This window comes from Novosphingobium sp. FG137 (assembly GCF_057809735.1).
Genome location: NZ_JBMDKN010000002.1, coordinates 172,029 through 195,094 on the forward strand (window position 1 = coordinate 172,029; position 23,066 = coordinate 195,094).

Below are 23,066 nucleotides of genomic sequence, written 5' to 3' on the forward strand. Positions count from 1 at the left end.
ACATCGCCACAACGGTCAGCAAAGGGCCGGGAGCACCACGCTCCCGGCCCTTTCGCTTGTGCCTCTCGCGTCAGGCGCGGCAGAATCTTGCCGGGCAACCCGCGCGGGCCCGAGAACTTTCACGGCTGCTGCACTTTTGACGGTCGACTCACGCTCGCTTTGCGCTGGCCCTGACGCTGGCCTCCTAGAACCACTTCATCGGCAGCACGAACCGCCGAAACTTCACGGGAGAGCCAACATGAACACCAAGACCTTCCTCGCCGCCACGATCGCCGCCACCTTCACCTTCGGCGCGATGGCCGCCCCCGCCTTCGCCAGCGCTGCTCCGGTTGCGGACGAGACAACCGTCCAGGTCGCGGTCGTCACCACCGCAGACCTCAACCTCGCGAGCGAAGAGGGGCAGTCGACGCTGAAGGCCCGCATCGCGGGCGCCGTGAACCGCGTCTGCGGCACGTCCACCGGCACGATTACCCCCCAGGAGCGCCTCGCGATCAACGCCTGCCGCGCCAAGGCCCGCACCGCTGCGCTTGCCGCCGCGAAGTCGCGCGGGGACCAGATGCTCGCGCAGCGCTGATCCCGCGCACGCCGCACCGGTCAGCACGGGCTGGGAGCATAGCGCTCCCGGCCCGCTTGCATGTTTCGGGTCCGGAGTGCGCCGACGCCGTGCGAGGCCGGTGGACATTTCCGGCTAAGCATGGATACTTAGCCTTGGAGGGCGGGAATGGAACGGCACAAGGCGGTCTGCACGCAGTCGATGCGGAGGCAACTCTGACCGCCGCGACCCCACCCGATTCGCGCATCAAGGTTGCCATCATCGGCGGCGGCTGCGCATCGATGGCAACGGCCTGGGAACTGACCGGGCCAGAGCATGGTGGCCGCTATCACGTCACGGTCTATCAGGAAGGTTGGCGGCTTGGCGGCAAGGGCGCCTCGGGCCGGGGCGAGAACGGACGGATCGAGGAGCATGGCCTCCACATCTGGCTCGGCTTTTATGACAACGCCTTCCGCATGATGCGCGCCTGCCACGCGGAGCTGGAGGCAAAGGGCCTTGGCCATCTCTATGGCGATTTCCGCGATGCATGGACGGCGGAGAACGACGTCGCGCTCTGTTCCGCCAGCGAGACGGGCGGGTTCCAGCGCTGGCAGGTGCACATGCCGCCGCGCGCCGGCTATCCCGGCGATCCGCTGGCGCCGGACGCGGTGTTCAGCCTGCAATACTACATGGCCGGCGCTTTCGATCTGCTGCGCGCGCTGGTGCTCGATACCACGGTCGACGGGCAGGGCCTCATCACGCGCTTCGATGCGCCGCAGGCAGCGGGTCCGGCAAACCCGGCGGAGCTGACCGCGCGGATCGCCGAACTGGCGCGCATGGGGCTGTTCGCTTCCGCCGCCATGATGGCCGAAGTGCTCGGGGTGTTCGCTACGCTGGTGCGTTCGGTCAGCCCGGCGACGGCGGGCCTGCTCATGAGCGCGGTGGACGCACTGGCCGTGCCGCTGCGCCAGTGGATCGAGGACCGCTTCCTCGCCGATCATCGCCTGCGCTTCCTGTGGGAGATCGCCGATCTCACGCTGGCGACGCTGACGGGCTTCCTGCGCTACGGGATCATGTTCGATCCGCGCGGACTCGATGCAATCGACGATTACGAATGCCGCGAATGGATGCGGCTCAACGGTGCATCACTGCGTTCGCTGCAATCGCCATTCCTGCGGGGTCTCTACGATCTCTCGATGGGCTATGAGGACGGCGATCCTGCCAAGCCGCGCCTCTCAGCAGGGCAGGGCCTGCGCGGCACCTTGCGCACCTTCTTCGGCTATCGCGGCGCGTTCATGTGGCGGATGCGCGCCGGGATGGGCGATGTTGTCTTCGCCCCGCTCTACACCGCGCTGAGGGAGCGCGGCGTGGATTTCCGCTTCTTCCACCGCCTTGCCGATATCGAGCTCGACGCGGCAGGCACCCATGCCGCGCGGCTGCGGTTCGATGTGCAGGCGCAGATCGCGGGCGGCGGGGAATACCAGCCGCTCGTCGATGTGCAGGGCCGCCCGTGCTGGCCTTCCGTGCCGGACTACAAGCAGCTCGAACGCGGTGATGCGCTTCTCGCCGAAGGCCGCAAGTTCGAATCGCACTGGGACCGCCGCCGCGAAGGCGAAGCGGTGCTCGACGTAGGCCGCGATTTCGACATGGTCGTGCTGGGCGTCGGTGTGGGTGCCGTCCCGCACTGCGCCAACGGCATCGTCTCGCGCGATCCGCGCTGGCAGGCGATGTGCCGCGATGTGAAAACGGTGGCCAGCCAGGCCTTCCAGGTGTGGCTGAACAAGGATCTCGAATCGCTGGGCTGGCCCGGAAACAACGCGGCCAACCCGGCGTACATCACCGGCGCCTTCGCCAAGCCGTTCGATACCTGGTGCGACATGGCCCATGTTGTGCCCGAAGAAAGCTGGAAGCGACCGCCGGCAACCTCGGTCTATTTCTGCGCCGTGCTGCGCGATCCGGCGCAGCCTCCCGCCGAAGGCGACATGACCTATCAGCCGGCCCGCGATGCCGAAGTGCGCGCCATTGCCGAAAGCTTTCTCGAAGGCCCCGTTCGCGCGATCTGGCCGGGCGCCTATGACGCCGCCGGCCAGTTCCGCTGGGAGGTGCTCAAGGCCGACGAAAGCGGCGGGCCGGAGCCGGAAGGCCGCGCCCGGTTCGCCACGCAGTACTGGCGCGCCAACGTCAACCCCTCGGACCGCTATGTGATCCACACCCCCGGCAGCTGGCGCAGCCGCATCTCGCCGCTCGACCGGACTTACGACAATCTCACCATCGCCGGAGACTGGACCGACAGCGGCTTCCACTCCGGCTGCGTCGAAGGGGCGGTCATGTCGGGATTGCTGGCTGCCCATGCCATTTCCGGTGCGCCGGACCTCAAGGACATCATCGCCTATGACCACCCCTGAGCAGCACGATCCGGTGGCCGCAGTCTCTGGCCCGGATCAGCGGGTGACCCGACCCGTGGCCGCCCGCTCCGCGCCCCATCGCAAGCCGATCACCAGCGCAGCGGCCCAAGCGCCCACGGCTTCGCCCGCGCCCGATCCCGCGCCGGAAGGCGGTGTCCGCGATCCCGATGCGCTCGTGGTCAACGAAGCCATCGCGGACACGGTGCGCACGGCCTACGATGTGCTGAGCGACACGATCGGGCAGGGCCGCAAGGCCGCCGAGCAGTTCCGCGCGGGCGCCTACAACGTGCGCGATGTACCCGATGATGTGCGCCACATGGCCGCCAATCTGCTGGGCCTCGCCAAGCAGCTCAGCAGCGCGACGTTCGATATCTGCGAAGCCCTGCTGCGTCAGACGGACACCCTGATGACCCCGCCGCCGCCGGGTTCGACCCCGGTGCCGCCGTTTCAGGAGGCCAAGCCCCAGCACCCGGCCCCGAATCCCACGCGGCATCCGGGATCGCACCCGATCTCCGGCACGGCGGCGCCCGCGATCCAGCTCAACGTGCTGTTTGACGGCAAGCGCACCGCCAAAGCGCACACCGCCACGCTGGCGCGTCCGGATTCGCCCACCGGGGCAGACCAGATCAGCTGCAACGGCCTCGTCCCGCACGGCATCAGCGCGCCGCCGATTGCCCGGGTTGCATTCGAGACGAACGCGGGCGGGCTCGGCCTCACCGTGATGGTGTTTGTTCCGCAAGATCAGCCCGCTGGCGTCTATTCCGGCGCGGTCCATTGCGCCACGCAGCCACTTCCGCTTGGCCAGCTGGTGGTCGAGATCGCGTGATGGCAGCCCACGGCGCCCTGCTTCAGCGCTACGGCGCCGCCACGCGGGCGGAAGTCATGCGCTATCTCGCGGCGGGCGCGCCGTCCCCGTTCCTTGACGACATGCTGGCGGACTATCCCTCACGTGGCGGCAAGATGCTGCGGCCGGCAATCTGCCTCGCCAATGCTTCCGTGTTTGGCGGCGAGGCCCCCGCAGCAGCCGTGCGCGCGGCGGCGGCGATCGAGATGCTGCACAATGCGCTGCTGATCCACGACGACGTGCAGGATGGCAGCGAGCTGCGCCGGGGGAAGCCCACGCTCCATGCGCTCCACGGCGTGCCCTTGGCCATCAACGCCGGCGACGCGCTGCTGTTTGCCGCCTTCGGCCCGCTGATCGATGCGGTGAGCCCGCTGGGCAGCCATGTGATCCGGCAGGTGATGGACGTGACTTCGATGATGGCGCGCCAGACCGCCGAGGGCCAGGCGCTCGAACTTGGTTGGCGTGACCGCAACGTGACCGGCCTGACCGAAGCCGACTACATGCGCATGGCGCTCAAGAAAACCGCGTGGATGGGGATGATCTGGCCGGCGCAACTCGGCCTCATCATCGGCTCGCGCGGGCGGCTCGATCCGGAAATGGTCGTGCGGTTCGGCTATTTCCTCGGGCTTGCCTTCCAGATCGAGGATGATTTGCGCAACCTCTCTGAAGACCCCGGCTACGGCAAGGAGCAGAACGGTGACCTTGCCGAAGCCAAGCGCACCCTGATGCTGATCCACGCGCGCGCCGCCTGCGACGAGGCGGAACGCGCCCGGCTCGATGCGTTCCTCGGCCTCAGCCGCGAGGAGCGCAGCGCGCAGGATGTGCTGTGGCTGGCCCGGCTGATGCACCAGCGCGGCTCGATCGAGCACGCGCGCAAGGTGGCCGCTGCGATGGCGGGCGCGGCGGAGCACGAGTTTGCCGCGGTCTATGGCGCGCTGCCACCTTCGGAGGAACGCGCGTTCCTCGGCAGTCTCGTCCGTTGGGTGTTTGACCGGGCATGAGCCGCGCGCTGCTCTATGGGGCTTCTGGCTATACCGGCAGGGCCATCGCGGCGGCGCTGGCGGGCGATCTTGATCTGGTGCTGGCGGGCCGCAATCCGCAAGCGGTGCGCGCCGTGGCGGAGCCGCTGGGCCTGCCTTGGCGGGCCTTTCCGCTCGATGCGCCAGAGGCCCTGCACGCGGCGCTCGCGGATGTGGGCGCGGTGCTGCATGCCGCCGGGCCGTTCGCGGCCACCGCCATGCCGATGCTCGATGCCTGTCTGGCAAGCGGCACGCACTACCTCGATCTCGGCGGTGAATGGCGGGTGATCGAGGCGCTGTTTGCCCGCGATGCCGCGGCACGGGAAGCAGGCATCGCGGTGCTCCCCGGTGCGGCGCTCACCCCGGCGGCCACAGATTGCCTGCTACTCGCTGCGGTGGAGCGCTGGCCCGATACCCGCGCGCTGAAGCTGGGCATTTCCGCAGCCGAAGTCGTCTCGCGCGGGAGCGTCGCGACGATGGCGGGGCTTGCCGATCCGGGCACGGTGATCCGGCGCAGCGGCGCGCTGGCGATGGTGCCGGCGGGAAGCCTTGCCGCCATGTTCGATTTCGGCGCAGGGCCGTGCGAGACGGTGGCGACCGACTGGGCCAGCGTGATCACCGCCGGCGCGCTGACCGGGGTGCCCGACATCGCGATCTATTCCGCGATGCACTGGTCGATGCGCGCGGGCTATCGCGCTTCGGGCATCGGCATGGGGCTGACGGGTGCCGCGCCGTGGCGCCTGGCGGGCTCGGCCATGGCGCGCGTCTGGCCCCAGGAGCCCGATGAGGCCCGGCGCGAGGCGGCGCGCTTTACCATGATTGTCGAAGCGCACGACCCCTGGCGGCGGGTGCGGCGTCTCTCCATGGAAACGCTCGATGGCTACGGCGCGAGTGTGCGGATCGCTTGCGAGGCGCTGCGCCGCGTGCTGGCAGGCGGCGCTCCCGCCGGCGTTTCCAGCCTGGCTGCCGCGTTCGGATCACGGTTTGCGGTGGAGGCGGGCGCCGCGCGCTTCCTCAGTGAAGACAGGAGCACGGCGGCATGAGCACACGCGTCCCCTACGTCCAGTCCGCCGCCAGCCAGCAGGTGCCCCCGCCCTATCACTTCCCCGGCGTGACGGTGAACGCCTTCTACCTCAACGTATCGATGGCCAAGGTTCAGGAATACTGCGACCGCTATCTCAACATCGGTGAGGAAAAGACGCGCGGCTACGTCTATCGGCCGGTGCCGTTCTGGCCATACGCGACCGTGCTGTTTCTCGACTACCCGACGATGATCAGCTCGGCCCCAGCGAGCGCGCATCTGGGCGAAGTGGCCTACTCCGATCGCGGCGCGATCAGCCAGACCGAAGTCTTCGTGGCGATCCCCGTCATGCGCTATGGCGTGGGCGCGGCGAAGCTCATCACCGATACCGCGGTCGAATGGGCCCTGCCCTTCATTGTCGTCGGCAATCCGATGTCGAGCGTATGCGGGCGCGAGATGCTCGGCCTCGGCAAGCTGCTCGCCGATATCGAGATCGGCGAGGCCCGCTATCCGGACAGTTTTCGCGGCAAGATCAGCCTTCCCGGCTGGCCCGACAGCGAAACCGGCACAATGCAGGCGCAGCAGGAGTTCATGAAGGTCGAGACCAAGCCGTTCCTGCCGACCCCGACCGGCACCCAGCCGCCGCGCCGCACCTTGGCGAGCCTCCTCGAAAGCCCGGAGGCGTCGAAGCTGCTGGGCGGCGTGGCCGCTGCTGCCAACTTCATCGACACCTTCTCGCTGGGCCTTGTCCCCACCGCAATGCGCACGGTGGGCCTGAAGCAGTATCGCGATGCCGCCAATCCGCACCGCGCGGTCTATCAGGCGCTGGTCACGTGCCGGGCGCAATACCTCAATGTGCGCGACGTGCGCTTCTACAACGAGAAGGACATCGACCTCACCTTCAACGACCTCGCGAGCTTCCACCAGATCCTCGAGGTGTTCCTCGACGTGGGCAAGGAACCCACAGGCAAGCCGTTCTCGGTGAATACTGTGGCCGGCTGCCGGTTCATGGCGGACATCAACTTCGACACGATGCGGATCATCCGCGAGTTTCCCATCGACCGGGATGGCCTGCCGCCCACGACCGGCTCAAGCGATCTTGTCGCGCGCTGGTATCGCCCGCTGCGCGGCTTCTTCGGTCCCCGCAGAGGAGTGGGCCTGCCATGACCGCATTCATCGAATCCTTCTCGACCGACCAGCTGCTGCCACCGTGGCAATCGCTCGGCGCGCGCACCTGGTTGTTCGTGATCGCGGTCGACCGCGGACTGATCGCGCAGCATCTGGACACACGCTTCAATGCCGCCGCGCCGGACCGGGCGCCCTTCCACTACACCCCGCTGCCGGGCAAGACTTATGGCCTGCTGTGCGTAACGCGGCATGAAAGCCTTTCGAGCACCTGGGAGCACCGGACCGGCTGCGATACGGTAAGCCATACCGAGCTCGTCTGGACCTTCCCCGCGCTGCGCCACAGCGTCGGGGCGGACAATCTGCTTCACGATCCGCACCGGGTGTGGATCCAGCCGTTTGCGTTCACCGACAATAGCTATGTGATGTTTTCGGCGCGCGAGATCTGGGGCACGGAAATGGGCATGGCGGCGCTGCGCATGGCGGAAGGTGCCGCCCCGGCGGACCTTGCGATCGACATGGCGATCGAAGGCATGGCGAAGTTCGATCCCCACGCGCAGAGCCAGAGCATCGGCTGCATGCGCATGGGTCTGAGACCAACGGCGGCAATGGCAAGCCTCGGCCAGTTGCTCGATGAGGAAGGCGATCTCAACACCTTCGTCGACATCCTGCTGGCCGACGGGATCTTCACCGGCAGCATCGACAGCGGCATCGGGACCGACTCGGCGGGGATGGAAGTGAACACGCTGCGCCAGTTCCGTGACGTGTTCGACATGGACTGCGCCGCCTACCGCGCCATCGTTTCCTCGACAGTGCAGCACAGCAATATCCGCGACCTCGCATTCTTTTCCGGCGCGAACACGGTGGTCGAATTCCTCTGCTCCGACAGCATGGAGGAAACGCTCCACGCCACATTCGGCGGGGGCGTCCATCATCCGCAATCGCAGCTCACCGTGCCGCCCCCCTCGCTCAACGCGAAGGGGACCCCGCCGACGAATTGGGACATGGAGTATCTGCCGATCGAGGTGGCGCTGGGCATTTCCTACACCGCCGACGCCCAGTTCCACATCAGGACGACCTTGCACACCTACGGGCAGACCGCCTGAAGGGCGCCTACTCGCCGGGCGCAGGCCCTGCTTCGACTACGCGGCGAACCGCAGACTTGAAATCGAACGGCACCCAGGCCGCGCAATCGGGCCACTGGCCGGTATCCTGCCAATAGCGGCACAGGCCGAGCCTGTGGCACACACGGACGAAGCGCGGGTGGGAAAGCAGGCAGCTCCACGGCCCCAGCGCGACGCCGGGATAGAACAGACTCGGCGTCGGCCCGGCCGGATCGAAGACGTGGCTGTAGTCCGCCTGCTCGACCAGCTCGAAGGCCTCATCCGGAAGGCCGATGAAACCGAGGCCGGTGGGCAGGCTCAGCGTGATCGTGCCGGTCGTTTCAAGCAGGCCCCGATAGCGCGCCGCGCGCGACAGCTTCACGTTCATGTCCTTTGAGAACACGGCTTCGACATAAGCCCGCACGGCGGCAAGGTCACGCCCCTGCCAGCCTTCGAAACCATCGATCGCGCTGATATGGCGATAGTAGACATCGGGATAGCCGAGCGAACCGGCCCAATTGAGCAGCGCCATCAGGATGCCGGCATTGCGCGGCCAGCGCAGGTGCAGCTCCTCCAGCATGCTCACCGAGGTATCGTAATCGCCGACATAGGCGCGCATCTGCGCCACATGGAGCCGCGCGGCGGGCATCAGCGGATTGAGCTCGCAGGCCTGCTCGGCATAGGCGAGCGCATCGCGGAAGCGGCCGACGCCCCAGCAGAAATCGCTCATGTCGGTCAGCGCGGCAGGATCGCGCGGGGCGACTTCGAGCGCCTGGCGCAGCAGCTTCTCGCGTGCCGAATGGTGCCCCCATGGCTCGAGCATGGCGAGCGCCCGGTAGGCCCCGCCGCGGCGCGGATCGAGCTGGAGCGCCGTCTTCGCGGCCACGACCACGGCTTCCCGCGCCTCGGCAAAAGGCTGCGTGCTGCGCCCCGAACGCAGCACGAGCGCGCGGGCGAGCGCGAGCATTTCCCACGCCGGGGCATGGCCTGGCGCATCTGCCGTGACCGCTTCGAGCAGCGGCACGGCCTCGCGTGCGGTATTGTCGAACTGCGCATCGCCATCGGCCAGCAGGCCCCGCGCGCGTAGGAAGCGTTCGTAAGTCGCCGGCTCCAGCGTCGGTGTCGGCGTGCGCGGCAGCAGCGTGAGCTGGAGCGCGGCGGCCACTTGCTCCGCGATCGAATCCTGTAGCGCGAAGACATCCTCGAGATCGCCGTCGAACCGCTCGCTCCACACCGCGCGGTGGCTGGCGCACTCGACGAGTTCGGCCGTGATGCGCAGGCGCGTGCCGCTGCGCCGCACCGAACCATCGAGCAGGTGCGAGGCGCCGAGTGCGGCGGAGACCTGGGCGACGCCCTTGTCGGCCCCGCGGAACTGGAAGCTGGATGCGCGCGCGACCACCGCGATCCCGGTGCCGCGCGCGACGGTGCGCTGGATCTCTTCCGAAACGCCATCGCAGAAATCGGCGAGATCGGGATCGGAGGACAGATTGTCGAAGGCAAGCACGGCCAGCACCAGCCCACCGCTCGGTGGCGGCGGTGCCGATGCGGCCGCCTTTGGTGACACCGCTTCCGATGCTACCACGAGCGGCTCTGGGATCGTTTCGCTGCGCAGCGCGGCATCGACCAGCGGGCCGGGAGCGACCCCGATCTCGGCAGCGAGCAGATCGCGAAACGCCTGATAGCGGATGTGCGCCGCTGCCCGCGCGCCGGTGGCAATCTCGGCCCGGATAAGCGCGGCCACGGCCGGTTCGCTCAGCGAATCGCGGCGTAGCCATGCGGCGGCGAGTGCCTTGACGGCGGCCCAATCACCCGCACTTTCGCGCGCGGCCAGATGCCGGGCAAGCCCATCGGCCATGCGCGCATCGATTTCGGCGCGGGCCACATCGAGCCACTCGCCATAGGCTCCGCCGAGTTCGAGGTCCTGCAGCAGCGGTGCGGTGCCGGCTCCGTCGATCAGGCGCGCCGCCGCTTCCCAGTCCTCGCCGCCCAGCGCCTGACGCAAAGCGAGGGCGTCGCAGGTGAAGGCGCCCGGGACGAGCGCGACCGTCTCACGCGTCGCGATGATATGATCGGCATCGCTGCCGCCGCCGGAAGCAAGCACGCCGCGCAGTTCGAGCAGGCACTGGCGCAAGCTGGCGCGCGCCTGCGCATCGCTGCGATCACCCCAGAACAGGCCGGCGAGGCGCTCGCGCCCCATCGACTGCTGCGGGGCAAGCACCAAGGTGGCCAGCAAGGCGCGGGTGCGGCGGCCCTGAATCGGAATGGCCGCGCGATCGGGCCCTGAAAGGCGGAACGGGCCGATCAGCTGAACGTCGAAACGGGCATTGGCGGCCGTTTCGCGCCCAAGTTCTGTCGTTACCGCACCCATGCGAATCTTGTGCCCGCCCCTGTCACTCGGGCAACATTAGCGCGAATTGTGCCGTTTTGGCGACAAGTTATTGTTCGCCACTTATGTCAAACCATTGCCTGATAGGGAAATTGGCGCATGCCGGCCGCGCCGCTATCGCCACGCCCCGCTTGCATCCGAAGCCATGCCCACGGCCCGGTAGGCCGCGTCGATCAGCGCCTGTCCGCGTGCATTGACGAGAATGCCTGCACCCATCCGGTTCATGGTGTAGCCCATGCTCAGCCCCTGCGCTGGATCGGCAAAGCCCACGCTGCCACCCATGCCGACATGGCCGAATGCGCTCTCGCCGAGGATCAGGCTATCGCCGCCGGATGCCCGGTTGTCGGTGCTCATCATGAAGCCCATGGCAAAGCGCATCGGCTGGCACAGGACCGCGTCGCTGTGCGTCGCGGCGCTGACGCGGCCCATGCGGTGTACCCGGTCGGGCGAAAGCAGGGTGCCCCCACCGTTCGCCAGCGGTGCGTACATGCCGGCAAGCCCGCGCGCATTGGTGATGCCGTTGGCGCTGCCGATTTCCGCCGCATGAACCTCGCGCGAGTTGAAGTCCGCTCCGCCAAGGTTGGTGAGGAACAAGTTGGGCAAGCTCCCCGGTTGCGTGGTCGCGGCGCGGAAGAAGGCCGAGGTGAAGTTCACTTCCGCCGGATCGGGCGCGATCATCGGCGCGACACGCGGCTCCTCGCTTTCCGGGAGGCCGATATGGAAATCGAGGCCAAGCGGCCCCGCCACGTTTTCGCGGAAGAACTGCCCCAGCGGCATGCCCGCAACGAGCCGGACGAGCTGCCCCACCGTCCATGCGTAGGTTACGCCGTGATAGCCCTGCCGCGTGCCCGGCTCCCAGTGCGCGGCCTCGGCTGCGACGCGCGCGGTCATGTAGTCCCAGTCGACAAGCCCGCCCGTGCGGATGGGGTCGCGCAAATGGGGGACGGGTGAAGTGTGCGCCAGCATCATGCCGACGGTGGTTGCTTCCTTGCCGCCGCTGGCGAATTCCGGCCAGATATCGCCGACCAGCGTCTCGTAGGAAATCTTGCCCTGATCGACGAGTTGATGGAGGCACAGCGCCGTCGCCGCCTTGGTGCACGAATAGACGATCGAAACCGTATCGCGCGCCCAGGGCTCTGCAGCGTCCTCGCCTGTGGCAGGCCGCGCCTGTCCGCCCCACAGGTCGACGACCAAACGGCCGCCAAGCGTGATGGCGACACTCGCCCCGACTTCCTTGCGTTCCTCGAAATTGCGGCGAAACTCGGCCAGCACCCCGGTGAACTGCGCATCGCAGCTGCCGGAAATCGTGCGGCCATCGGCCAGTTCGATCGCAATCGCGCTCATGTCAGGCTGAAATCCTCTGGCTTGAAGTTCTTGGTCATCTTCCAGTAGTCGACCAGCCGATAGGGCAGAAGCGCAAAGACGCGGCCAGCATCGTTGCGATACCAGTTGGTGAGGCCCTTGTGGGTCCAGACCATGCGGGCATGCCGCTCATCGACATCGGCGACATAGGCATCGTGCGCTTCCGGCTTCACATCGATGGCCTTGGCGCCGGTCTCCATCACCTCACGCAACGCGGTGAGGATCAGGCGCATCTGGCATTCGGTAATGAAGATGACGTTGCCGCCATGCGCGAGCCCGGTGTTTGGCCCCATCAGCATGAAGAAGTTGGGAAAGCCCGGCACCATCGTACCGATATAGGCAGTCGCATCGTCGGGCCCCCAGATGGCGTGCAGATCGCGCCCGCCCTCGCCGGTGATCGTCATGGGCGCGAGCATCTTGCTGGCCTGAAAACCGGTCGCGTAGACGATCACATCGGCCTCGATCAGCGTGCCATCGGCCATGACCACGCCTTCGGGCACGATCTTCGCGGGTACCCCCGTCACCAGATCGACATTGGGCCGCAGCAGCATGTCGTACCAATTGTTATCGACGAGGATGCGCTTGCCATAGGGCGGATAGCTCGGCGTGCATTTGGCGATCAGGTCCTCGCGCCCCGCCAGCTTGCCGCGCAGATAGCGCTCCATGAACTGGCGGTGCCGCGCATTGACCTGGTTGATCGACTTGCCGCCATCGTCCCACGCCGGATCGACCTGCAACGAGGCGTGGAGGCCATCGGCAAAGGCCCAGAACAGCTGGAAGCGGTACCACCGCGCGAAGAAGGGCACGTGGGCGAGCACCCACTTCATCCCTTCGGACACTTCGGCGAAGTAATTGGGATTGGGCACCACCCAATGCGGCGAACGCTGCAGGATGGTGAGCTTTGCCACATCGGGCGCGATCGTCGGGCCGACCTGCTGGCCCGATGCACCGGTGCCGATCATCACCACGCGCTTGCCCTTGAGGTCCAGCCCCTCCTGCCACTGCGCGGTGTGGAGCGCTGTGCCGGCAAAAGTCTCGCGCCCCGCGATATCGGGCAGCTTGGGCCGGTTGAGCACGCCAACCGCCGAAATCACTGCGCGCGCCTTGATGTGGCTGACCACGCCGGAGGCATCGCGCGTCGCCACGTCCCAGGTGCCTGTGGCCGCATCATAGGTTGCGGCGCTTACTTCGGTCTCGAAGCGGATATGCTCGCGGATGCCGTACTTGTCGGTCGCGCGCTCGAAATAGGTCCACAGCTCGTCGCGCTTGGCGAAGAAGTGCGACCATTCGTGGTTCAGTTCGAACGAGTAGGAATAGAAGTGGTTGGGGGTATCGACCCCGCAACCCGGATAGAAATTCTCATACCAGCTACCGCCGACCGCCGCGTTCTTCTCGATCAGCGTGTAGGGAATGCCCGCCTGCCCCAGCCGGATCGCGGCGCACACGCCAGACATGCCGGCGCCGATGATCACCACCGGGAAACTTTCGAGCGCGGCGGGCGCAGGGCGTTTGCGCCAGATCAGCCCGCGCGGATCGGGCTGGGCGGCTTCCAGATCCTCGCGCATCATCGCGGTATAGTCCGCGCTCACGTGCTCGCCGACGGCGGTGGACAGCATGTCCTGCAGGAAATCGCCTTCGGGCAGCGGCGGCAGCGGATCGCCGGTGCGTGCGTAATCGAGCAGCGTCGCCTCGAGCCGCTCGCGGATTTCCGCACGCAAGTCGTCGGGCATCGTCTCGTGGTAGTTCATCGGCCCGGTGATGTGCGGCCGTGCGCGATCAAGCAGGCCGTGATCGCCCGTCAGCTGGACCAGCACGAGCATCAGCGTGGCAGCGTCGGCTTCTGCCAGAGCGGCGCGCAGGGCAGCAGGATCGGCAGCGAGCGCGGCCAGATCGACCGGGTCTCCGGCCGGGGCCAGGCTTTCCAATTTCAGCGTGGTCAAGCCACTCTCCCTGATTATCACTTGCCATCTACCTAGCGGAACAGGTATCTACGCACCAGTAGATAAAAAAGGTACGCAGTTTCAATACTGCGGGGGATGAGGGGATAGAAGATGGTTCGCAGCCAGTTTTCCGCACGTGTCGATTCGAATCTGCGCCGTACCGCGCTGGCCGCGCTGCTCGCAGGCGGCGCGCTGATCGCCGCGCCCGCCGTGGCGCAGGAAGCCGCCCAGACTGCCGCTCAGCCGACCGAGGGCCTTGCCGATATCGTGGTGACCGCCACGCGCAGCTCGGAATCGCTGTCGAAAGTCGCGGCTTCGGTTTCCGCCGTCTCGGCCGCCGATCTCGGCGTTGGCGGGGTCAAGGACGTCCAGTCGCTCGCCACCGCGATCCCCAACCTTTCGGTGGGTGATCAGTTCGGCGTGAACCGCATCTTCATCCGCGGCATCGGCCTCACCTCGATCGATCTCGGCGCAGACGGCGGCGTTGCCTTCCTGCAGGACGGCGCCCAGATCGCCCGCCCCGCTGCGCAGCTTTCGGGCTTCTACGATCTCGAACGCGTCGAAGTGCTGCGCGGGCCGCAGGGCACGCTCTATGGCCGCGGCGCGACAGCGGGCGCGATCAACCTCATCACCAAGAAGCCGACCGACCAGCTCGATGGCTACCTGCGCGGCAGCTATGGCAACTACAACGCGGTCGCCATCGAAGGCGCGGTTGGTGGTCCCATCTCGGGCGACAAGCTGATGGTGCGCATCGCGGGCAAGTACGACCGCCGCGACGGCTATGGCATCAACGAGTTTACCGGCAAGGACATCGACAACCGCGATGCCTATGCCTTGCGCGGAACGATCCTCGCGAGGCCTGCGGACGACGTGGAAATCACGCTCTCGGGCGAATACTTCCACGAGGACGACAGCAACTACGCGTTCCACTACTTCGGCCCCACGGTGGCGCCGGAAAACCTGCTCGGCTCGATCCTCGGCGGCAAGTCGCTGTTCACGGTCGCGGCAGCGGCAGGCCGCCCCGCCAATATCCGCAACATCTGGTCCGATCAGGAACCGCTCAACCAGCGTGACGGCCACAGCTTCACCGGCACCATCGCGTGGACGCCGGGCGACTGGGACGTGAAGTCGATCACTTCGTACCACAAGTTCAAGCGCTTCAACCGCGACGACCTCGACGCGTCCGACGCCAACATGTTCGGGCAGAACAACTACATCGAGAACAGCAAGACCTTCAGCCAGGAACTGGTCGGCCATTACAAGACCGAGAAGCTCGATGTGCTGCTGGGCGCGATGTACTTCCATGAGAACCTCTACGGCGAAGTTCGCGTGCCGCTGACCAACCTTGCCGTGCTGCTCAAGATCGCCGGCCAGGTGCCGCCGTTCGTCCCCGACAACGCCTTCGACAGCCTCAACTACCTGCAGAACGGCACTGTCACTATCGATGCACTGGGCTTCTATGCGCAGGGCTCCTACGCGCTGACCGACAAGCTCAAGCTCACCGCCGGCGGCCGCTTCAGCCACGAAAAGCGCAAAGGCGTCGGCACGTTCGACTTCCTTGGCAGCGTGAACACCGACAAGGCCAAGAGCTGGAACGCCTTCACCCCCACGGTGACGCTCAACTATCAGGCCAATGATGCGACGCTGGTCTATGCCTCGGTCACGCGCGGCTTCAAATCGGGCGTGATCAACGTCGGCTCGCGCAACGACGTGATCAACCCCGAATACGTCTGGAGCTACGAAGTCGGCCTCAAGACCGCGACGGCGGACCGCAAGCTGCAGGCCAATCTTGCCGCGTTCTACATGAACTACACCGACCTGCAGGTCGGCTTCGTCGATGCGAGCAGCGTCGTCACCACGGTCAATGCCGCATCGGCCCGCAACTATGGCATCGAGGCCGAACTGCGCGCCAAGCCGCTGCCGGGCCTGACGCTCGAACTCTTCGGTACCTACCTCAATGCCAAGTACCGCAAGTTCACCACCGGCGATTACCGGCAGGCCTTCAAGCAGATCAGCGTGGCGGGCAACCGCCTCTCCAACGCGCCGGAATTCTCGTTCCGCGCTGGTGCGGACTACGACATTCCCATCGGTTCGGCGGGCAAGCTCAACGCGCGCGCCGAAGTGAACTGGCAGGACCGCGTCTTCTTCACCGAGTTCAACAATGCCGACGCGACGCAGGCGCCCTATGCGCTGATCAACGCGGGACTGCGCTTCACCTCGGCGAACGACAAGTGGTCGGTTGACGTCTGGGGCCGCAACCTCGCCAACAAGCTGGTCATCACCAACAATATCATCACCGCCCCGCTGTTCAGCAGCGTCCGCGTCGGCTCGGTCGCCCCGCCGCGTACCTATGGCGTGACGCTCGGGGTGAACTTCTGAGGATCTGATTGCTCCCCAACTCCGCTCACCCTGAGCTTGTCGAAGCGTCTGGCGCAACCGCTGCGCCATTACCCTTCGACAGGCACAGGGTGAGCGGGGTGGGAAATGATTGTCCTGTTCAAGCCGACGGCCAGTTGCGCTGCAGGGCTACGAGGATCTACGATGCCTCGTATGGCTCGTTCCGTTTTCCGTTTTCTGACCGCAAACCTGATTTTGCTGGCTCCACCAAGCGTGGCGGTGGCGAATGCTGATCCCGCCCCTATAGCAGCGTCACCCGGTGTCACGGATGCAAGCATCGGAGCCGATGTCTTGGATCTGGGACGCAAATGGCTGAGCGGGCAGTCAGATGCCAGGTCCCGCCTCGAAGCTCTCGCGACTGACGGTCGATCCGACGCGCAGGAGATGCTGGGCGAGGTCTTCAATTTTGCACTGAAGGATGAAGTCGCCGCCTGCGCGTGGTTTGCCAAGTCGGCCGCAACCCGGTCCGATGGTCTTCACAACCTTGCGCTGTGTTACGAGAACGGCGGCGGTGTGCCGCGGGATCTAGCCAAGGCTTCGGCACTTTACGGACAGGCCGTGGGGAGAGGCTATGCCAAATCGATGTGTGCGCTCGGCAATCTCTACATCGCAGGCAAAGGGGTCCCAAAGGACGAAACCAAGGGAGCTGCGCTTTGCAAGCAAGGTGCGGAGTTGGGCGAACCGAATGCACAGACCGATCTGGGCAATCTCTTTCTGACAGGCGTCGGTGTCCCGAAAGATATCGTACAAGCGCGTCGTTGGTACGAGCTCGCGGCCGCTCAAGGCCAGCCGAACGCGCAGTTCGTTCTCGGGCAGATCTACTGGAACGGCGATGGCGTTGAACGAAGTCAGGCAAAGGCCGCAGCGCTTCTGGAACAGGCATTCAAGGGTGGCCGACGCGACGCCGCGCCGCTACTGGCCAAGTGGCTGTTCGCAGGCTGGATGTCCGCGCATGTACGCGGCGATCTCAGCGGCCTTGATGCAGCAATCGGATACCAGAAAGTCGCGCTTAGTTCGGCTACCGACAAAAGTCGGGCCGATGAGCAGGCTCTGCTGAATCTGATGCAAGCTACCCGAAGCGCCGCTGAAAAAGAGAAGCTGTGAACGTCGCCTAAAGCCGCTCTTTCTTCAGCCGCATCCCTGCCTTTTCGCGGTCCCATGTATCGGGCGTGATCCCTTCGGCGCGCAATTCGGCCTTCATCACCTTGGCAGTCGGCGTCTTGGGCAGTTCGGGCAGGATGCGGATATAGCGCGGCACCATGAAGTAAGGCATCCGCGCAGCGAGGAATTCCGAGAGCTTTACCGGGTCGATGCTAGCGCCCGGCACCGGGGCGATCACGGCCATCACCTCATCTTCCGAATACTCGCTCGGCACGCCGATCACTGCCGCCTCGCGCACATCGGGGTGCGCAGTGACATCGCTCTCCACTTCGAACGAGGAGATGTTCTCGCCCCTCCGGCGGATCGCGTCCTTCACCCGGTCGACGAAGTAGAAATAGCCCTCCGCATCGCAGCGGAACGCGTCGCCAGTGTGGAACCAGCCGTTGCGCCAGGCCTTGGCGGTGGCTTCGGGGTTCTTGTGATAGCCGTGGTTCATCGCCCAGGGCCGGTCGGTGCGCACGATCATCTCGCCCACCGTGCCCACCGGCACTTCGCAATCGTTGGCATCGACCAGCCGCACATCGACCCCCGGGCGGATCTTTCCACACGTGCCCAGCTTCACCGGATTGGGCTCGGAGACGATGGGCGAGGAAATCTCGGTCATGTTGAAGATCGTGTAGACATCGATCCCGAAGCGCTCGTGGAACGGCCCCGCCGCTTCGGTCAGCGGCACCATGAAGGCCTTCTTCACGCCATGATCGGTGTCTTCAGGCCCAGGCGGACGCTTGATCAGGAAAGTCGCCATCACGCCCAGCAGGAAGATCGTGGTGCAGCCGGTGCGCTTCACGAAATCCCAGAAGGTGTCGGTGGAGAAGTTCTCCATCAGCGCAATCGAACCGCCGCGCGCCAGCATCACGAAAGGAATGCCGAGCCCGCCGATATGGAACACGGGCATGTTGACGAGGAAGCGGTCCTCGCGGCCCACGAAGTGCCAGCTTTCCGGCCCGGCATTGGTGTAGAGGTGGAGGTAGGAGGAGAGCACGCCCTTGGACGGCCCGGTCGTGCCCGAAGTGTAGATGATCGACTGGGTGTCCCACGGCTCGATCGGGCGATCCAGCGGGGCCAGATCGGCTTCCTCGCCGGTCACATCCTCGAATGCGTGGACGGCAAAGCGCGCAGGCGCAGTGCCCGCGCCCAGCTGGACGATGGTGGTGACAGCAGCGGCATCGGCTCCCTCCAGCCGGTCCAGCAGTCCGCCATGCGCCACCAGCACGGTGGCATCCGAATTAGCCAGCACATGCTCGAGGATCGACCCGCGATAGGCGGTGTTGAACGGCACGAAGACGCCGCCGAGGTAATTGATCGCGTAAAACGTGATCAACGCCTCGCGCCCGTTGGGCAGCCAGACGGCGACATGATCGCCGCGCTTCACGCCCAGCCTTGCGAGCCCCGCCGCCTTGCGCACCACTTGCGCGCGCAGCTCGGCATAAGTCCACTGTCCGCCATCCTCGAACACGGCATAGACCGCCTCAGGCTGCGAGGCCGCGAAATCATCGATCAGGTAGCGCAGCACGCAGCGGCGACGATCCAGCACACGCGGATCGGTGTGGCCCTTCGCCTCAGGCATGCTTGCCCCCTGCCGGCTGGACCATCTTCTGCACCATGCTGATCGCGTCCATCACCACTTCGGTGGCCGACCAGCGCCCGCCCTCGTGATACCACAGCGCGATCCAGCTCAAGAGGCCCGAGACCCAGATCGCGGTGCGCGAAGGCGCCGCCACATCGAACTCGCCAGTCTTGCGCCCCTTCTCCAGCAGCGCTGCCAGCTTGGTATCGAAGGTATGGCGCAGATCGCGGATGCGCCGCGCGTCTTCGGGCAGCAGGCTCTTTTCCTCACGAAGGTAGACCGTCACATAGCGCTGGTTCTCGATGATGATCCGCGCCACCCGCTCGACCACGATCTTCAGCTGCTCGCTCGCCGTGCCTTCCACAGAAAGCGCCTCTTCCAGCGCGGTCAGCGAAAGCTGGATGCCCGTCTGGCAGATCTCGTAGAGCAGCTCGCCCTTGTTCTTGTAGTACGAATAAATGAAGGGCTTCGTCACATTGAGCTGCTCGGCCACCGAATCCAGCGTCGTCGCCTCATAGCCGTTGAGGAAGAAGAAGTGGCTCGCTTCCTCGAGGATGCGCCGCCGCTTGTAGGCTGTGATCTCATCCTTGAGCTGGGATGCGGCGCGCTTCTTCTTCGGCTTGTCCATCAGCTCCGCCATGTCCGTCAGGTCGGCGAGTTTGTGCATCAGCCCATCGCGGTCCGCAAGATTTCCATCACGTCAGCCGCCGTCTTGATCGTACGCGGATTGGTGCGGCCCCAGATGTCTTCCAGCGTGTATTCGGAGATCAGCTGGAGCTGGTCCTCGCGCACGCCCACTTCCTTGAGGCTGCGCGGCATTCCCAGCCCGCGGATCAGCTTGTCGAGCAGTTCCGGCGCGGGGCGCGAAGCATCACCGAGGCAGGCACTGATGCGCTTCTGCCGCTCGCCGTTGACGGGTGCATTGAACGCCTGGACATAGGGCGACATCACGCAACTGGTATGGCCATGCGGCACATCGCAGGTGCCGCCAAGCACATGGCCGATGGCATGGCTTGCCCCCATCGGCACACCGCCAATGATCGGGATCATCGATTGCCACGCGCCGATCTGGCATTTCAGCCGCGCATCGAGGTCGGCCGGGTCCGCCTTTACCGCCGGGAGACCCGCCGCGAGCAGCCGCAGCGCGCTGTCGGCAATGCCGTCGCAGAAATCGTTGGAGAGGAACGAGGCCAGCGTCTCGGTCGCATGGTCGACCGCGCGCACGCCGGTCGAGAGCCACAGCCATTCGGGCGTGTGCACCGTGATCGCGGGATCGAGCACGACGCAGACCGGCACCATCTCGCGCTGGGTATAGGCCTGCTTGAGCTTGATCGCCTCGTCCGTGGCGCCCGAAAGCGGATTGAACTCACCGCCCGAAAGCGTCGTCGGCACGCAGATCGCGCGGACATCCGGCCCGGCGAATTCGGGGATCACCATCGCGCCCGTATCGTCCACGCGCACGCGGTAATCGTCGAAGCATTCGATGGTGGTGATGTTGTGCTTGAGGCAGATCAGCAGGATCTTGCCCGCATCCGTCACCGAACCGCCGCCCACGGTGACGACTAGATCGGCCCCCGCAGCCCGTGCGGCATTGGCCGCCGCCAGAACATCGCTGCGCGGTGCATGGGGCTGGATGCCGTCGTGCGTCGCGGCGTGGCGCGCGCCGAGCGCGGCCTCGATGCGGCGGATCTCGTCGGTCTGGCGATTGAGGTAGCTGCTGGCGAGAATGAACACACGGCTGGCACCGCGCGCCGCCGCTTCCTGCGCGACCGCTTCGGCTGCCGGGACGCCCAATGTGACGCGCTCGGTTGCCGTGAGCATGACCTGTGAGGCTGTAACCATCGCCGCTCTCCCACTATTGCTTTGTTTATACTGCTTGGTAGCAATTGTGGAATACGGGTCAACTGGTGATCAGGTCCAGCCGATCACGAAATTGCAGGCGGGGGCGCCCTGCGCGCAGCAGTGATCGTGCCGCACCAGCACGCGCGGGCTCACCAGTTCCCTAAACAGCCGGGTGAAGACGCCCCGGTGCCACGGGCATCCCGGCATGGCGATCGGATTGTCCGCGATGGAAATGACCACCGCGCCGCGCTCGATCCGCGCAGAAAACGCCCCTGAACCGGCAAAGGTCCAGGCATGGGCACGGATCGCACGCAGGAGCATGTGGGCCGAAAGCGCCGCCGGCAGCCGCCGCAGCACCCACTGTGCGCCCTTGGGAATGCGGTTTTCGAGTAGATACTCGGCGGTCCGCTCTCCCGCTTCCCACGAAAGCTCGTCCCAATCGCCCGCACGCCGCGATTGCACCACGCGGTGTAGCGCAGCCGCCTCGCGCTCGTCGGTCATCCGTTCGGGATCGGCGGCGAGATACTTGGCCAGCCCCGCCGCACGCAATGTCGCCGCGCGCTCCTCCAGCCCGATCCGGTCGGCCAGCACATCGGCGAGCTGGATGATCGCGTTCGGGCCGACCTTTCCGGCCAGCGCCGTCATGTATGCGCTCCGCTCCGCCCCGGCGCATCCCCGCGCGTAGGCTGCATATCGCCCCTCGCGGGCAGCGCATTTAACGCATCGGCTTCCTCGTCGGTCAGTTGCTCCGTCCCGCCGCCGCAAGCCTTGATCACGCCGGCTGCCTCATGAACCACCGCCTCGCGCTTGGCTGCCTTCCGGCTGGTCTCGGCCACCGCTTGCCAGTCGCCGGTTTCGGCACGGTGGTTGGTGCGGGTGCGGTCGAACTTGAAGTCGACGCCCTTCTTCGATTGCGGCCCCCAGTAGTTCACTCGGCCCAGATCATAGAACGTGCGCTGGAAGCCCGCCTTGAGGAACGCCTTGAGGCACCCAAGCAGGTATTTACGGCGATACCCCGTCCCCTGCCACGGATAGGAAAACAGCGCCTTGCGCATGTAGAACCGGCGATAGTTGTTCATCACCCGGTCGAGCAGCTCGGCCCGGTCCATCGCGGCGGGTCTGATGATCGGGGTGACGAAATTGTACTTGTCGAAATCGTGGATCTCGACCTTGTCGCCCAGCTCCTCGAACAAGTTGGAGAACGGCCAGGGGGTATACATCGACCAGTTGGCAAGGTCCGGCTTCCAGTCCATCGCCATGCGGTAGGTCTCTTCCAGCGTCTCCGCCGTCTCGTTCTCCAGCCCCACGATGAACTGCGCCTCGACGAGAATGTCCGCCTCGCGCAGCAGGCGGATCGCCTTCTTGTTTTGCTCGACCGTGGTTTCCTTGTTGAACAGATCAAGCTTCAGCTGCGCCGCCGCCTCGGTGCCGAGCGACACATGGACCAAGCCCGCCTTGCGATAGAGCGCCAGATATTCCTCATCGCGCAGGATATCCGTCACGCGTGTGTTGATGCCCCACTGGATCTTCTCCGGCAGGCCCCGCGCGATCAGCTCTTCGCAGAAGGCGATGAACTTCTTGCGGTTAATCGTTGGCTCCTCGTCCGCCAGGATGAAGAAGCCCACATCGTGGTCGTTCACCAGCGTCTCGATCTCGTCGACCACGGCCTTGGGATCGCGGATGCGGTAATCACGCCAGAACTTCCACTGCGAGCAGAACGAGCAGGTGAACGGGCAGCCCCGCGCCATGTTGGGGATCGCCACCCGCTTGCCGAGCGGGATGTAGATATACTTGCCCCACTCCAGAATGCCCCAGTCCGGCTTGATCTTTTCAAGATCCTTCACCGTGGGCGCGGCCTTGGTAGCGATGATGTCCTGCCCGTCGAGGAAGGCGAGGCCCTCGATTTCATGGCGCGCCAGCGGCCAGCGGCCATCGTCGATGGAGCGCACCAGATCGAGCAGGATCTCCTCGCCCTCCCCGCGCACGATCACGTCGATCCACGGTGCCTCGGTCAGCACCTGCTTGAACATGAAGGTCGCGTGGACGCCGCCCAGCATCGTGATGATCGCGGGCGAGACCTTCTTGGCGATCCGCAGCGTTTCCTCCGCCTTGTAGATCGAAGGCGTGATCGCGGTCGTGCCGACAATATCGGGTTTCAGTTCGCGAATGCGCGCTTCAAGGGCCGCGTCATCCACATGGTCGGTCATCGCATCGATGAAGTGGACGTCGTCATAGCCCGCGCCGCGCAAGGCCCCCGCGAGATAGGCCGCCCAGGCAGGCGGCCAGTTCCCCGCAATCTCCGCGCCGCCGGAATGGTAATTCGGATGAACAAGAAGAATGCGCATGATCTGTCACTCCAGCT

The 23,066-nt window shown here is 65.8% G+C and carries 17 protein-coding genes; 9 read left to right on the forward strand and 8 right to left on the reverse strand.

Going from position 1 to position 23,066, the window contains the following annotated elements:
• Window positions 1-238: 238 nt before the first annotated feature.
• The 7 genes from ACODS2_RS06440 (at window position 239) to ACODS2_RS06470 (ending at window position 8,052) form a co-directional block, all read left to right on the forward strand.
• Window positions 239-574 carry a UrcA family protein gene (locus ACODS2_RS06440; RefSeq protein ID WP_488998068.1) on the forward strand — a complete coding sequence of 112 codons (336 nt, stop codon included), beginning with the start codon at window positions 239-241 and terminating at the stop codon, window positions 572-574.
• An 89-nt stretch (window positions 575-663) separates the two neighbouring features.
• Window positions 664-2,937, forward strand: a complete 2,274-nt coding sequence (locus ACODS2_RS06445; RefSeq protein WP_488998069.1) for an FAD-dependent oxidoreductase — start codon at window positions 664-666, stop codon at window positions 2,935-2,937.
• Complete coding sequence (locus ACODS2_RS06450; RefSeq protein ID WP_488998070.1) at window positions 2,924-3,763, forward strand: hypothetical protein; 840 nt, start codon at window positions 2,924-2,926, stop codon at window positions 3,761-3,763. Before ACODS2_RS06445 ends, ACODS2_RS06450 begins: the two co-directional genes overlap by 14 nt.
• Window positions 3,763-4,782, forward strand: a complete 1,020-nt coding sequence (locus tag ACODS2_RS06455) for a polyprenyl synthetase family protein (RefSeq protein WP_488998071.1) — start codon at window positions 3,763-3,765, stop codon at window positions 4,780-4,782. The genes ACODS2_RS06450 and ACODS2_RS06455 overlap by 1 nt, the downstream gene beginning before the upstream one ends.
• A complete protein-coding gene (locus ACODS2_RS06460; protein ID WP_488998072.1) occupies window positions 4,779-5,843 on the forward strand; it encodes a saccharopine dehydrogenase family protein in 1,065 nt (354 codons plus the stop codon). Before ACODS2_RS06455 ends, ACODS2_RS06460 begins: the two co-directional genes overlap by 4 nt.
• A complete protein-coding gene (locus ACODS2_RS06465) occupies window positions 5,840-6,988 on the forward strand; it encodes a hypothetical protein (protein WP_488998073.1) in 1,149 nt (382 codons plus the stop codon). The genes ACODS2_RS06460 and ACODS2_RS06465 overlap by 4 nt, the downstream gene beginning before the upstream one ends.
• The gene (locus tag ACODS2_RS06470) at window positions 6,985-8,052 is read left to right on the forward strand and encodes a hypothetical protein (protein ID WP_488998074.1); all 1,068 of its coding nucleotides are present in this window, start codon (window positions 6,985-6,987) and stop codon (window positions 8,050-8,052) included. The genes ACODS2_RS06465 and ACODS2_RS06470 overlap by 4 nt, the downstream gene beginning before the upstream one ends.
• A gap of 7 nt (window positions 8,053-8,059) precedes the next feature.
• Here the strand turns inward: ACODS2_RS06470 and ACODS2_RS06475 are convergent, their stop codons facing one another.
• From ACODS2_RS06475 to ACODS2_RS06485, 3 genes are all read right to left on the reverse strand, one after another.
• Window positions 8,060-10,417 (reverse strand): BTAD domain-containing putative transcriptional regulator, encoded by a 2,358-nt coding sequence (locus tag ACODS2_RS06475; RefSeq protein ID WP_488998075.1) that lies wholly within the window; start codon window positions 10,415-10,417, stop codon window positions 8,060-8,062.
• A 132-nt stretch (window positions 10,418-10,549) separates the two neighbouring features.
• On the reverse strand, window positions 10,550-11,779 hold the full coding sequence (locus ACODS2_RS06480) for a serine hydrolase domain-containing protein (RefSeq protein ID WP_488998076.1): 1,230 nt from the start codon (window positions 11,777-11,779) through the stop codon (window positions 10,550-10,552).
• Window positions 11,776-13,737 (reverse strand): flavin-containing monooxygenase, encoded by a 1,962-nt coding sequence (locus tag ACODS2_RS06485; RefSeq protein ID WP_488998077.1) that lies wholly within the window; start codon window positions 13,735-13,737, stop codon window positions 11,776-11,778. The genes ACODS2_RS06480 and ACODS2_RS06485 overlap by 4 nt, the downstream gene beginning before the upstream one ends.
• Before the next feature lie 111 nt (window positions 13,738-13,848).
• Between ACODS2_RS06485 and ACODS2_RS06490 the strand changes: the two genes are divergently transcribed.
• Both ACODS2_RS06490 and ACODS2_RS06495 read left to right on the forward strand, forming a co-directional pair.
• Window positions 13,849-16,116: a TonB-dependent receptor gene (locus ACODS2_RS06490; protein WP_488998078.1), complete on the forward strand. Its 2,268-nt coding sequence runs from the start codon at window positions 13,849-13,851 to the stop codon at window positions 16,114-16,116.
• Between the two features lie 171 nt (window positions 16,117-16,287).
• Window positions 16,288-17,238: a tetratricopeptide repeat protein gene (locus ACODS2_RS06495; RefSeq protein ID WP_488998079.1), complete on the forward strand. Its 951-nt coding sequence runs from the start codon at window positions 16,288-16,290 to the stop codon at window positions 17,236-17,238.
• 7 nt (window positions 17,239-17,245) lie between these two features.
• On the opposite strand, the gene ACODS2_RS06500 is transcribed toward ACODS2_RS06495, so the two are convergent.
• From ACODS2_RS06500 to bchE, 5 genes are all read right to left on the reverse strand, one after another.
• The gene (locus tag ACODS2_RS06500; protein ID WP_488998080.1) at window positions 17,246-18,862 is read right to left on the reverse strand and encodes an AMP-binding protein; all 1,617 of its coding nucleotides are present in this window, start codon (window positions 18,860-18,862) and stop codon (window positions 17,246-17,248) included.
• Window positions 18,855-19,529 (reverse strand): TetR/AcrR family transcriptional regulator, encoded by a 675-nt coding sequence (locus ACODS2_RS06505; RefSeq protein WP_488998081.1) that lies wholly within the window; start codon window positions 19,527-19,529, stop codon window positions 18,855-18,857. Before ACODS2_RS06505 ends, ACODS2_RS06500 begins: the two co-directional genes overlap by 8 nt.
• The gene (locus ACODS2_RS06510; RefSeq protein WP_488998082.1) at window positions 19,529-20,704 is read right to left on the reverse strand and encodes an iron-containing alcohol dehydrogenase; all 1,176 of its coding nucleotides are present in this window, start codon (window positions 20,702-20,704) and stop codon (window positions 19,529-19,531) included. The genes ACODS2_RS06505 and ACODS2_RS06510 overlap by 1 nt, the downstream gene beginning before the upstream one ends.
• 69 nt (window positions 20,705-20,773) lie before the next feature.
• A complete protein-coding gene (gene bchJ, locus ACODS2_RS06515) occupies window positions 20,774-21,349 on the reverse strand; it encodes a bacteriochlorophyll 4-vinyl reductase (RefSeq protein WP_488998083.1) in 576 nt (191 codons plus the stop codon).
• Entirely contained in the window at window positions 21,346-23,049 is a 1,704-nt protein-coding gene (gene bchE / locus ACODS2_RS06520; RefSeq protein WP_488998084.1) for a magnesium-protoporphyrin IX monomethyl ester anaerobic oxidative cyclase, read from the reverse strand. Before bchE ends, bchJ begins: the two co-directional genes overlap by 4 nt.
• Window positions 23,050-23,066: the final 17 nt, after the last annotated feature.